Source organism: Roseateles sp. (assembly GCF_039929605.1).
Lineage (GTDB): Bacteria > Pseudomonadota > Gammaproteobacteria > Burkholderiales > Burkholderiaceae_C > Pelomonas.
Window position 1 is genome coordinate 20255 of sequence record NZ_JBDSQX010000011.1, and the last position, 12027, is coordinate 32281.

Consider the following 12027-nt stretch of genomic DNA (forward strand, 5'->3'; position numbering starts at 1 on the left):
ATCTCCTTGTATATTTGTACAAATATACATTCCCCTCGAAAGCTTGCGAGCGTCTACGACGTTGGCGGGCGAGGTTTCAGCAAAGGTCTCACATGCAAGAGTTGTATTCCCAAGCAAGGCCGGCCGCAGGGCTGGAATTGGCCCTGATCGGCAACTGCACGATCAGCGCACTGGTGGAACGCGGGGGCAGCATCGTCTGGTGCTGCATGCCTCGTTTCGACAGCCCCCCGGTCTTCGATGCCCTGCTGAACAGTGCTGAAGGCCTGCCGCTGGACGGTGCAATGACCGTCGAGCTGGAAGGCATGACGCGCGTGGAGCAGTCCTACGACCCGGGCACCGCCATCGTCAGAACGCAGTTGTGGGACGACCGCGGGCAAGGCATCGAGCTGGTCGATTTTGCGCCGCGCTTCGTCAACCGCGACCGGGTGTTCCGCCCGGCCCAGCTGGTGCGCAGGGTTCGCCCGCTGGCCGGGCATCCTCGCGTGCGTTTCACCGTGCGGCCCCATGGAGACTGGGGTGCGGTGTACCCCACAGTCACGCGCGGCAGCCACCATCTGCGTTTCGTGATGCCCGACCTCACGCTGCGCCTGAACACCAGCGTGCCGCTGACCTACCTGGTGGACGGCACATGGTTCGCACTCGCCGGGCCTGTGAGCTTGCTGCTGGGCCCGGACGAGACGCTGGGCGGCGGCATCGACGAAACGGCGCGTGAATTCGAGGAGCAGACTGCCCTGTACTGGCGCCACTGGTCACGGCGTCTGGCGGTGCCGCTGGAGTGGCAGGACGCAGTGATCCGCGCAGCCATCACCCTGAAGCTCTGCCAGTTCGAGGAGACCGGCGCCATCGTCGCTGCGATGACCACCAGCATCCCTGAAGCACCCAACAGCGGCCGCAACTGGGACTACCGTTTCTGCTGGTTGCGGGATGCGTTCTTTGTCGTTCGGGCGCTGAACAGTCTGTCCGAGATGGGCACGATGGAGGGCTACCTCAACTGGCTCTACAACGTCGTACGTGGGGCCGAAGGCGGCCATGTGCAGCCGCTGTACGGCATTGGATTGGAGCGCTCCCTGCCCGAGTCGGTGATCACACGCGCCGCCGGCTATCGCGGCATGGGGCCGGTCCGGGTGGGCAATCAGGCGCAGGAGCACTTCCAGCACGATGTCTATGGCAGTGTGGTGCTGGGCGCGGCACAGGCCTTCCACGACCACCGGCTGTTCCGTCGTGGTGACGCCGCCGACTTCAGCGCGCTGGAGGTGATGGGTGAGCAGGCCTGGGCGCTGCATGACAAGCCCGACGCCGGCATCTGGGAGCTGCGCACGCGTGCCCGGGTGCACACCTCGTCGACATTGATGTGCTGGGCCGCCTGTGATCGGCTGGCGCGCATCGCGGCGGTGCTGGGCCTGGCCGAGCGCGCCTCGCTGTGGCGGCAGCGCGCTGCCGTCATCCACACGGCCATCACTACGCAGGCCTGGAACGAAGACCGGCAAGCCTTTGCCGAAAGCCTGGGTGGACGTGACCTCGATGCCAGCGTGCTGCTGATGGGCGAGGTCGGCTTCCTGCCTCGCGACGACCCGCGCTTCATCAGCACCGTGAAGGCAATGGAAGCCTCGCTGTGCGACGGCCCCTTCATGCGCCGCTACGAGGCCGAGGACGACTTCGGCCGACCCGAGGTGGCCTTCAACGTGTGCTCGTTCTGGCGTGTCGATGCGTTGGCGCGCATTGGCCGAAAGGACGAAGCCAGAGAGGCTTTCGAGGCCCTGCTGGCCCGCCGCAACCATGTCGGCCTGCTCAGCGAAGACATGGACCCGAAGACTGGCGAGCTCTGGGGCAACTTCCCGCAGACCTATTCGATGGTCGGCATCATCAACGGCGCGGTGAGGCTGTCCGCACCGTGGGACAGCGCCGTATGAGCGGGCTGCAGGAGATGTTGGACGCAGGCCATCTGCAGGGCTTGGGCGGCGCTTTGGCCTCCGGGCTGCGCATCATCGTCATCTTGGTGGGCGCCTGGCTGGCCATCATGGCGGCCCAGCGTGGCATTCGCGGCTTGCGCGTGCGCATCGCCAGCCGCCTGGGCAACCGGGAGTCCGTGCAGCGCGCGGAGACGCTGGGCCGCGTCTTCAGGTACATGGCGGCCGTGATCATCTCGCTGGTGGCCGGCATGCTGGTGCTGAGCGAACTCGGCGTCAGCGTGGCGCCCATCCTGGGCGCGGCTGGCGTGGCTGGCTTGGCGGTGGGCTTCGGCGCCCAGAGTTTGGTGAAGGACTACTTCACCGGCTTCTTCCTGCTCGTGGAAGACCAGATCCGCCAGGGCGACGTGGTGAAGCTGGGCGAGCACGCCGGCCTCGTCGAGGAGGTGACGTTGCGCTACGTGCAACTGCGCGACTACGACGGCCATGTGCACTTCGTGCCCAACGGCAGCATCACCAGCGTGGTGAACATGGGCCGTGGTTTTGCCCAGTCGGTGGTGGATATCGGCGTGGCCTACAGCGTCGATGTCGACACGGCCATGGCCGTGATGCAAGAGGTTGCGGCCGAGTTGCGGCAAGACCAGGCGCACGCGGCGCGCATCCTGGGCGATCTCGAGATGGCCGGTGTCGAACGCTGGGCCGATTCAGCAGTCATGCTCCGCGCGCGCTTCAAGGTGGCACCGCTGGAGCAATGGACCGTGCGCCGTGAATATCTGCGCCGACTGAAGAACGCCTTCGACCAGGCCGGCATCGAAATCCCGTTCCCGCAAATGACGCTGCACCGGCCGGCGCGGCGCCCGGCCGTGGGCACCGAAGCCCACCAGTCCTAGAAGCGAGTAGAACGGTCTGCCCTCGCACCCCGGCGAGCCGGCGCTGACGTCACAAGGATTGACATGCGAACACGCACTTTGCTCGGCCTGCTCTTCGTGGTTCTGATCGTCGCATTTGCCGTCCTGAACTGGCCGGCGTTCAACGCGCCCACGGCGTTGACCACGGGCTTCTTCGGCTTTGAGGCGCCGCTCGGCCTGATGCTGCTGGGCGTCATGGGTGTGCTCACCTTGGGCTTCGTGGTCAACATGGCGATGTGGCAAGGCACCGTACTGCTAGAGACACGGCGGCACACCAAAGAATTGCGGACCCAACGCGCGCTGGCGGATCAGGCCGAGGCGTCGCGTTTCACCGAACTGCGCGACGCGCTGCGGCTCGAGTTCGAGAACCTGGCACAAAGCACTCTGCGCAGCCATGAAGCGTTGCGCACGGAAGTCCACGAGAGCGCCAATTCCATTGCAGCCATGCTCGGCGAGATCGATGACCGCAGCTGGCGCCCTGGCGGCGACTTGGTGCGATGACCGCCCAAGGCTTCAGCCGGCGCGCACCACCCGCCCGATGCTCAAGCCCTGCACCAGGATCGAGAAGACCACCACGCAGTAGGTGAGCGCGAGCACCATGTCGCGGTGCGGGCCGACCGGCAGCGACAGTGCCAGCGCCACCGAGATGCCGCCGCGCAAACCGCCCCAGGTCAACACGCGCCAGGCACCCGAGGGCATGCCGAAGCGGGCGCCGAAAGCAGCTACCGGCAGGCCGACGCTGAGCAGGCGCGCCAGCAGGGTGACCACGATGACCACTGCGCCGGCCACCAGCACCGCCGACGAGAAGTTGATCAACAGCACCTCCATGCCGATCAGCACGAACAGCACGGCATTGAGGATTTCGTCCAGCAGTTCCCAGAACATGTCGACATAGCGGCGCGTGGTGTCGCTCATGGCCAGCGCGCGGCCCTGGTTGCCGATGATCAGGCCGGTCACCACCATCGCCAGCGGGCCGGAGATGTGCAGGTGGCTGGCCAGTGCGTAACCGCCCGTGACCGCAGCCAGGGTCAGCAGCACCTCGACCTTGTAGTCGTCCACGCTCTTCAACAGCCGGTAGGTCACGTAGCCAAGCACGAGCCCGAAGACGATGCCACCACCCGCCTCGCGTGCCAGCAGCGTCAGTGCCGAGCCTGTGGTGGGCGCGACGCCGCTCAAGAGCATGCCCAGCAGCAGCGCGAAGATGACCACGCCGACGCCGTCGTTGAACAGCGATTCACCGGCGATCACGAGCTCCAGGTTCTTTGGCGCGCCAGCCGACTTCAATATGCCCATCACGGCGATCGGGTCAGTGGGCGAGATCAGTGCGCCGAACAACAGGCAGTACATCAGCGGCAATTCCAGGCCGACCCAGGGCAGGGTGAAAAACAGCCCGTAGCCCACGATCAGGGTCGAGAGCAAGGTGCCGATCAGTGCCAGCGCGGCCACCGGCCAGCGCAGCGCCTTCAACTCGCTCAGGTCCACATGCAGCGCACCCGCGAACAGCAGGAGGGACAACATGCCCTGCATCAACACGTCTGAGAAGTCGATGGACCGCAGCAGCGATTCCTCGTAGTCGCGCAGCGCATGCGATACGCCGGCTACATCGAGGGCCACGATCGCGAGCGACAGGACCAGCGCGATGACCATCACGCCGATTGTCGTCGGCAGGCGCACGAAGCGGTGATTCAGGTAGGCGAGCAGTGCAGTGACGGCGAGGCAGGTAGCGGCTATTTCGAGCATGGCGGACTTGAGCGACGGAATGTGGCGGAGTCTATTCAGGTGCTTGCGCACCGCGGGCCGCGCAACGCTTGAGTGATGTAGCGAGGATGCGCCGCTCAATCATGAAGTCGCTGCTCGCGGTCGCGCGAGTTCTGCAACCCTGCCAGCAGGGTTCTTCACAAGGTGGCCTTCGTCGCGGCGGGTGTCCGTGATGTCCTGCGAGCCGCCATGCGACTGCCGCGGTAACGGTTCGTTCGGTCTGTGCAATCCTGCACGGGCTGGCCAAATTGGTCGGACCGCATTGCGGCTGCATAACGGGTGGCACTTATGGTGCCGCATCGCAACGATGCCACCGACCGACATGTCGACGACACCCGACCCCATCCTGGCTGCCGACGAACCGGCCAGCCCCGCACGGCGTGCCTTGTCCCTGGGACTGAGCCTGTTCCCGTTGCTGCCCCTGTTGCCGGCCTGTGGCGGCGGGGCAGGGCAGCAGGCGTCTGCGACTGACGCCGAGCGGGGCGCGCAGGTGGGTGCGCCGGGTGCCTCCCAAACCGCCGCGCCCAGCGCGCCCCCGCCGGCTGCGGCTGCGGCGCCCGCAACGCCTGCCCCTGCAGCACCTGCGGCACCCGAACCCGCCCAAGTTCAGCCCGCCTCCGTCACTGGCGTCTTCCAGCATCCCGGTCTGCTCGTCACGGAACCCGACTTTGCACGCATCCGCGCCCACATCGCCGCCGGCGACCAGCCGTGGACGAAGTGGTGGAACCAGCTGTGCGCCGATCGCTTCTCCACACTGGAAACCAGGCCCTACCCGCTGCCGGCCGTCTACCGGCAAGACAACAGCAAGAACGCGCTGTACGTCGACCTTGATCGCGCCTGGTTCCTGACGCTGCGCTGGAAGCTGTCTCAGGACACTCGCTACGCCGACAAGGCGGTGGAGTTCCTGGACGCCTGGGCGAATACGCTGAAGGAGGTCGGGACCGTACCGCCGGGATCGACCGCCCACGACGACCACACCTATATCCTGCTGGCCGGCATCCAGGGCCACCAGTTTGCGCAGATCGGCGAGATCCTGCGCACCTATCCCGGCTGGGCGCCGGAGAGCGTGAAGCGCTTCCAGCAGATGATGCTGGATGTGTTCGGCACCATCTGCTCGGGGTTTCTCAACAAGGTCTCCCTCGGCTCGCACGCCAACTGGGACATCGCCTCGTTGTGCGGCGCCATGGCCATCGGCGTGTTCTGCGACCGGCCCGAGTTGTACAGGCAGGCCTGCGACTACTACGCGGGGAACAACCGGGGCAAGCTGGCCACGTTCGGCAACGGCTCCATCTTGCATAGCGTCTACTTCATGCACCCCGGTCATTTCGGCCAATGGGAGGAGAGCGGCCGCGACCAGGGGCATTCAACGCTGGGCATGTCGCTTGGTGGCGACCTGCTGGAGATGGCCTGGAACCAGGGCGACGACCTCTACGGCATGCACAACAACCGCTTCCTCGCGGCGGCCGAGTACGTGGCGCGCTCCAACCTGAAGGACGAGAGCGGCAATGTCTACGCCATGCCCTATGCGGCGGAGCAGAACCCGCCCGAACCCCACCCTTCCCGGTGGACGCAAGTGAACCAGTCGTTCCAGCACCAACGCAATGCCTGGGAGCCGATCTACAACCACTACGTCAATCGCATGGGGCTGGCCGCGCCGAACGTCGCGCGCATGGTGGCGTGGTGCGAGCCCAACTACGGGGGCAGCAGCGACGACGTGGCCTACGCGACGCTCACGCACCGCAGGCCCGCCTATGCCGGGCCGATGAAGCCCCCGTCCGGCCTCACGGCCTATCTGCGCGATGGCCGCGCCCTGCTGTCGTGGTGGGGCAGCGTCGGCGCGGAGTCCTACGTCGTCAAACGTGGCGCGACGGCGAACGGCCCGTTCACTCCGCTGACCACGCTGAAGGCGAGTGACCTGCTCACCCACACCGACGCGCCACCCAACGGCAACTGGTTCTACCAGGTCACGGCCCTGGGCGGCGGTGGCGCTGGCGCGAACTCGAACACGGTGCGGGTGGCCGTTCCTGGCGAGGCCCGCTTCTCGATGCCGCTGGACGGCGCCAACGGCACGGTCGCCGTCGGCGCGCTGCAAAGCCCGGCGGGCAACTGGACGACCATCGAAGGCAAGCTACTGGACGCCGCCACCTGGGGCCCGGGGCGGCGTAACGACAAGGCCATCGCCTTCGACGGCAAGTCCTCGGGCCTGCAACTGCCGCCGGGGATCTTCAGCAACCTGGACGACTTCACCCTGTCCATGTGGGCCTATGCCAATTCGCTGCGCACGGACTGCTCCATGTTCTTCGCCGGGAACGACGGCTATTCCTACCTGCGCCTCGTGCCCAAGAGCCGCGTGGGCCTGCAGTTCTCGATCAGCGGCGCGGGGTTCAACGACGAGCAGAACGTGGGCGTGCCGTGGTCCATGCCCACGCGGCGCTGGGTGCATCTGGCGGTCACGCTGCAGGGCAGCACGGGGCGGCTCTATGTCGACGGCCAGGAGGTGGCGCGGTCCGACAACATCCTGCTGTCGCCGCGCCAGGTGGGCGATCAGGTCGCCTTCCTGGGCCGCGACGTGGGGCATTCGCCGTTCGACGGCCGCATCCAGGGCTTCCGGGTCGAGGTGGGAGCCTTGAGCGCCGCAGAGGTCGCGGCTCTGGCGATGTAGCGGTCGGCAGGGGCGCACTGCGCTCGTCGCTCTGGGACTGATGTCGATCTACAACGATGACATCGAGACATTGGACAAGGGCGTCCATCAAGACCCGCACGTTCGCCCATGTCGGACTGCGAAATTCCAGTGACATCGGCAACAGAGCTGAAACGTTCCGTAATAGAACCCCGCAGTGGGGTGCCGGTCATGACTTCGCAGAGCGCAGCTCCTACAACGCGAGCTGACCGTGGGCATGGGGCCTGCGGCATTCAACGCAGCTTCAAGGAAACTGATGACCGCAACACACGAGCCACTTCCCCCTCTCGCCAGGCGCTCCCTGCTCGCAGGCCTGGGCCTGTTGCCGGCCCTGCCGCTGCTACGCAGCGCGCCCGCGCACGCCGAGACCCGCCCGGTGCCCGCCTCGACCAGCGGTGTCTTCCGCCACGCCGGCCTGCTGATCACGGATGACGACTTCAAGCGCATCCGTGGTCATATCGCGGCTGGCCAGCAGCCTTGGACAGGCTGGTGGAACAGGCTGTGCACCGACCGCGCCACCTCACTGGACCTTTGGCCGGGCGCGCTGCCGGCGGTCTACCGCCAAGACAACAGCAAGCACTCGCTGTACCGCGACATTTATCGCGCCTGGTGCATGGCGCTGCGCTGGAAGCTGTCGGACGACCCCCGATACGCCGACAAGGCGGTGCAGTTCCTGGACGCCTGGGCGAACACGTTGAAGGTGGTCGGGACCGTACCGCCGGGATCGACCGCCCATGACGACCACACCTTCATCCTGATGGCCGGCATGCAGGGCCACCAGTTTGCGCAGATCGGCGAGATCATGCGCACCTACCCCGGCTGGGCGCCAGCGAGCCTGGCCCGTTTCCAGCAGATGCTTCTGGAGGTGTTCGGCACCATCTGCTCGGGTTTTCTCAACAAGGTCTCCCTCGGCTCGCATGCCAACTGGGACATTGCCTCGTTGTGTGGCGCCATGGCCATCGGCGTGTTCTGCGACCGGCCCGAGCTGTACAGGCAGGCCTGCGACTACTACGCGGGCAACAACCGGGGCAAGCTGGCGACGTTCGGCAACGGCTCCATCGTGCACAGCGTCTACTTCATGCACCCGGGTCATTTCGGCCAGTGGGAGGAGAGTGGCCGCGACCAGGGCCATTCGACGCTGGGCATGTCACTCGGTGGCAACTTCCTGGAGATGGCCTGGAACCAGGGAGACGACCTCTACGGCATGTACAACAACCGCTTCCTCGCGGCGGCCGAGTACGTGGCGCGCTCCAACCTGAAGGACGAGAGCGGCAATGTGTACGCCATGCCCTATGCGGCGGAGCAGAACCCGCCCGAACCCCACCCCTCCCGGTGGACGCAAGTGAATCAGTCGTTCCAGCACCAACGCAACGCCTGGGAGCCGATCTACAACCACTACGTCAACCGCATGGGGCTGGCCGCGCCGAACGTCGCGCGCATGGTGGAGTGGTGCGAGCCGAACAACGGCGGCAGCAGCGACGACGTGGCGTACGCGACGCTCACGCACCGCAGGCCCGCCTACGCCGGGCCGATGAAGCCCCCGTCCGGCCTCACGGTCCATCTGCGCGATGGCCGTGCCGTGCTGTCGTGGTGGGGCAGCGTCGGGGCGACGTCCTATGTCGTCAAGCGGGCCGCCCGAGCAAACGGGCCCTTCACCCATCTGACAACCATCCCCGCTAGCGAACTTCTCACCCACACAGACGCGCCGCCCAAGGGCGTCTGGTTCTACCAGGTCACCGCCCTGGGCAGCGCCAGCGTCAGCGTCGCTTCCGCCGCAGTGCGGGTCGCCGTGCCCGGCGAGCCGCGTTTTTCGATGCCGCTGAATGGCAGCAACAACACCGGCACCTTCGGCGGGCTGCAGTCTCCCGCCGGCAAGTGGGAGATCGTCAAGGGCGAGTTGTTGGGCGCCGCGGCCTGGGCCGACGGGCGGTTGAACGACAAGGCCATTGCCTTCGACGGTAAGTCTTCGGGCCTGCAACTGCCGCCGGGGATCTTCAGCAACCTGGACGACTTCACCCTGTCCCTGTGGGCCAATGCCAACTCGCTGCGCACGGACACCGCCCTGTTCTACGCCGGGCATGACAGTTATTCCTACATGCGCCTCTTGCCCAAGGGTCGCGTGGGGCTGCAGTTTGCCATCAGCGGCGCGGGGTTCAACGACGAGCAGAGCCTGGTCGCGCCGGCGTTCATGCCCATCCGACGCTGGGTCCATCTGGCGGTCACGCTGCAGGGCACCACCGGACGGCTCTATGTCGACGGCACGGAGGTGGCACGGTCCGACTACATCCTGCTTTCACCACGGCAGGTGGGCGATCAGGTCGCCTTCCTGGGCCGCAGCTGGGGGCATGCGCCGTTCGACGGCCGCATCCAGGGCTTCCGGGTCGAGGCGGGAGCCTTGAGCGCCGCGGAGGTTGCGGCTCTGGCGATGTAGCGGTCGGCAGGGGCGCGGGGCACGCTGTGCGCGTGCCCCGCGCCTTAAATGGCGGCCAGCTACATATCCAAGGTCAACTACGAAAGGTATGGCCACGTTCGAGAACGTGGGGCCGCGCGCCCGACGAGCCTCTCCAGGCTTGGCGCAACGACATGGTCGCGATCTGGAATCTCTCGGATGTGGTATTTCAGTCAGGACGACCGATACGCGGACAAAGGCGCGCGATGTTGCTTGTGTGGGCCAACACCCAGGCTGAGTTCTCGGGTCGGGAGTCAATGCTCACCATCAGACCCGCACGCTCGCCCATATCGGACTGCGAGAAATCCCGCGACATCGGCACCAGAGCTGAAACGTTCCGTAATAGAACCCCGCAGTGGGTTGCCGGTCATGACTTCGCAGTGCGCAGCTCCTACAACGCGAGCTGACCGTGGGCAGGGGCCTGCGGCATTCAACGCAGCTTCAAGGAATCTGATGACCGCAACACAAGAGCCACATCCCACCCTCGGCAGGCGCTCCCTGCTCGCAGGCATGGGCCTGCTGCCCGCCCTGCCGATGCTGTGCAGCGCGCCCGCGCTCGCCCAGACCCGCCCGGTACCCGCCTCGGTCAGCGGCGTCTTCCGCCACGCCGGCCTGCTGGTCACGGAGGATGACTTCAAGCGCATCCGCGCTCACATCGCCGCCGGCGAGCAGCCCTGGACGCGGTGGTGGGAGCAGCTTTGCGCCGACCGCTTCTCAACCCTGAACATCAAGCCTTCCCCGCTGCCGGCCGTCTACCGGGCCGACAACAGCAAGAGCTCGCTGTACGTCGACCTTGATCGGGCCTGGAACCTGACGCTGCGCTGGAAGCTGTCCCAGGACACGCGCTACGCCGACAAGGCGGTGGAGTTCCTGGACGCCTGGGCAAACACGCTGAAGGAAGTCGGGACCGTACCGCCGGGATCGACCGCCCACGACGACCACACCGGCATCCTGTTGGCCGGCATACAAGGCCACCAGTTTGCGCAGATCGGCGAGATCCTGCGCACCTACCCCGGCTGGGCGCCAGCGAACCTGGCCCGCTTCCAGAAGATGCTGTTGGAGGTGTTCGGCACCATCTGCTCGGAGTTTCTCACCAAGCGCTGGCTTGGCTCGCATGCCAACTGGGACCTGGCCTCGTTGTGCGGCGCCATGGCCATCGGCATGTTCTGCGACCGGCCCGAGCTGTACAGGCTGGCCTGCGACTACTACGCGGGCAACAACCGGGGCAAGGTGACGACGTTCGGCAACGGCTCCATCGTGCACAGCGTCTACTACATGCACCCGGGTCATTTCGGCCAGTGGGAGGAGAGTGGCCGCGACCAGGGGCATTCAACGCTCGGCATGTCACTCGGTGGCAACCTGCTGGAGATGGCCTGGAACCAGGGCGACGACCTCTACGGGATGTACAACAACCGCTTTCTCGCGGCGGCCGAGTACGTGGCGCGCTCCAACCTGCTGGACGAGAACGGCAAGGTCTACCCCATGCCCTATGCGGCGGAGCAGATCCCGCCCGAACCCCATCCCTCCAGGTGGACGCAGGTGAATCAGTCGGCCCAGCACCGCCGCAACGCCTGGGAGCCGATCTACAACCACTACGTCAACCGCATGGGGCTGGCCGCGCCGAACGTCGCGCGCATGGTGGAGTGGTGCGAGCCCAACTACAGCGGCAGCAGCGACGACGTGGCGTACGCAACGCTCACGCACCGCAGGCCCGCCTATGCCGGGCCGATGAAGGCCCCGGCCGGCCTCACGGCCTATCTGCGTGACGGCCGCGCCTTGCTGTCGTGGTGGGGCAGCGTCGGGGCGACGTCCTATGTCGTCAAGCGGGCCGCCCGAGCCAACGGGCCCTTCACCCATTTGACGACCATCCCCGCCAGCGAACTCCTCACCCACACGGACGCGCCGCCCAAGGGCGTCTGGTTCTACCAGGTCACCGCCCTGGGCCGCGCCAGCGCCAGCGCCGCTTCCGCCGCAGTGCGGCTCGCCGTGCCTGGCGAGCCGCGTTTTTCGATGCCGCTGAATGACAGCGACCGCATGGGCATCTTCGGCGGGCTGCAGTCTCCCGACGGCAAGTGGGAGGTCGTCAAGGGCGAGTTGCTGGACGGCGCGGCCTGGGCCGACGGGCGGTTGAACGACAAAGCCATCGCCTTCGACGGCAAGTCGTCAGGCCTGCAACTGCCGCCCGGCATCTTCAGCAACCTGGACGACTTCACCCTGTCCGTGTGGGCCTATGCCAATTCGCTTCGCACGGACACTTCCCTGTTCTTCGCCGGGCACGACGGTAAGTCCTACATGCGCCTCGTGCCCAAGGGCCGCGGGGGGCTG

7 protein-coding genes are annotated in these 12027 nt (G+C 66.4%); 6 read left to right on the forward strand and 1 reads right to left on the reverse strand.

Going from position 1 to position 12027, the window contains the following annotated elements; all coding sequences use genetic code 11:
• The first annotated feature begins 92 nt into the window (after positions 1–92).
• The 3 genes from ABIS05_RS01755 (at position 93) to ABIS05_RS01765 (ending at position 3316) form a co-directional block, all read left to right on the forward strand.
• Positions 93–1910: a glycoside hydrolase family 15 protein gene (locus tag ABIS05_RS01755; protein WP_348009430.1), complete on the forward strand. Its 1818-nt coding sequence runs from the start codon at positions 93–95 to the stop codon at positions 1908–1910.
• A complete protein-coding gene (locus ABIS05_RS01760) occupies positions 1892–2797 on the forward strand; it encodes a mechanosensitive ion channel family protein (RefSeq protein ID WP_348009431.1) in 906 nt (301 codons plus the stop codon). The genes ABIS05_RS01755 and ABIS05_RS01760 overlap by 19 nt, the downstream gene beginning before the upstream one ends.
• Before the next feature lie 63 nt (positions 2798–2860).
• Positions 2861–3316, forward strand: coding sequence for a LapA family protein (locus ABIS05_RS01765; protein ID WP_348009432.1), 456 nt, complete (start codon positions 2861–2863; stop codon positions 3314–3316).
• A 12-nt stretch (positions 3317–3328) separates the two neighbouring features.
• Here the strand turns inward: ABIS05_RS01765 and ABIS05_RS01770 are convergent, their stop codons facing one another.
• Positions 3329–4555, reverse strand: coding sequence for a sodium:proton antiporter (locus ABIS05_RS01770; protein WP_348009433.1), 1227 nt, complete (start codon positions 4553–4555; stop codon positions 3329–3331).
• A gap of 340 nt (positions 4556–4895) precedes the next feature.
• Here ABIS05_RS01770 and ABIS05_RS01775 point away from each other — a divergent pair, with 340 nt between their 5' ends.
• From ABIS05_RS01775 to ABIS05_RS01785, 3 genes are all read left to right on the forward strand, one after another.
• Positions 4896–7235: a LamG-like jellyroll fold domain-containing protein gene (locus ABIS05_RS01775; protein WP_348009434.1), complete on the forward strand. Its 2340-nt coding sequence runs from the start codon at positions 4896–4898 to the stop codon at positions 7233–7235.
• A gap of 274 nt (positions 7236–7509) precedes the next feature.
• Positions 7510–9684, forward strand: coding sequence for a LamG-like jellyroll fold domain-containing protein (locus ABIS05_RS01780; RefSeq protein ID WP_348009435.1), 2175 nt, complete (start codon positions 7510–7512; stop codon positions 9682–9684).
• A gap of 471 nt (positions 9685–10155) precedes the next feature.
• Positions 10156–12027: alginate lyase family protein (locus tag ABIS05_RS01785; protein WP_348009436.1), on the forward strand; the 1872-nt coding region annotated here is incomplete at its 3' end.